This window comes from Candidatus Obscuribacterales bacterium, from assembly GCA_036703605.1.
In the GTDB taxonomy this organism is placed as follows: Bacteria; Cyanobacteriota; Cyanobacteriia; order RECH01; family RECH01; genus RECH01.
Window position 1 is genome coordinate 1 of the sequence record DATNRH010000406.1, and the last position, 1,101, is coordinate 1,101.

Consider the following 1,101-nt stretch of genomic DNA (forward strand, 5'->3'; position numbering starts at 1 on the left):
GTACAGTGATCCATGATGTGTTAGCCTCCTTGGATCTCAAATTCATCCAGACCTTCCCTGGCACCACACCGCTCGTAAAGGTCACTGTTTATGCAGAGGCCACAGCTGAGGCCCTTGAACTTCTGCAAGCCGCTGATTACCACCCCTCACTGGCAGCGCCGAATGCAGGGGACGGCCAAGCCTGGATCGACTACACCGAACGATCCCTCTATATTCTTGGGTACCATGCCCATGCTTCCAACCACCCTTCCCGCGAAACCCGACGCACTGCTGAAGAGCGGGAGCGTAATTGGTTGAACCACCGCCTCTCGACTGTCCCAGGTTTAGTTGCCCTCGTTCAAGAAGGTTCTGACCCCATTATCGACTTTAGATTTGTCTACTCCAAGACCAACAAAGTCGTTCGATCAGCCTTCCTTGAAACTCCATCCAAAGAGGTCGCTGCAGCTCTCACTGGCCACACCATCCAGACACCCAGTCAGGAGTATCTACTCGGCCATGTCGAAGATGAAGAGGACGTACTTGCTACTATGTCGGTCGCGAGGAACTGCAGAGTTGTCTTCGCTAAGGCGCTTACTGCCCACACTGTCAGAGAGACTGTCCTTGGCAAAGCATCCCGCTTCCTTGTGTCTAAGGGTCTAGACCCCCTCCCTGAAGCCCTTCGAGTGCAGATCCGCCAGCTAAATGACCATGGCATTCCTGCTAAGCCGGTTATTCAGTGGCAGTCCAGAATAGACCGCGATGCAGCGGTTGCTGCCCTCAACAGAATCTACGGGAAAAAGGGGCTTAAATTTGCCCCTTGGATTAAAAAATACCCCCAGTACCTATTGTCTCACCTGATACTTCGCTTAAGCCATTCTGAAAGTCATCGCCCCCACCCCCTGCAGGACATTCTTAGATGCGGTGACATAGAATCCAATCCAGGTCCTACAGGTAGGCCAGCACGGCGGGGACCGCAATGTTCAGAGTGCAACAGTGAACCAAAGTACTATTGTAATAGGTGTGGCACAACTCTAGCCTGCAACTCACTCTCATGTGTAGGTAAACTCCAAGAGCATGCCAACCGGCAATCCTGTCATGCAGCCTCTACCTACTCCCAGCATA

At 52.7% G+C, this 1,101-nt stretch carries 1 protein-coding gene; it reads left to right on the forward strand.

Features of this window, described 5'->3' with window-relative positions:
- Positions 1-29 precede the first annotated feature (29 nt).
- Positions 30-1,101, forward strand: a 1,072-nt coding sequence (locus V6D20_08420; GenBank protein ID HEY9815805.1) for a TFIIB-type zinc finger domain-containing protein, incomplete at its 3' end; no start/stop codon positions are given.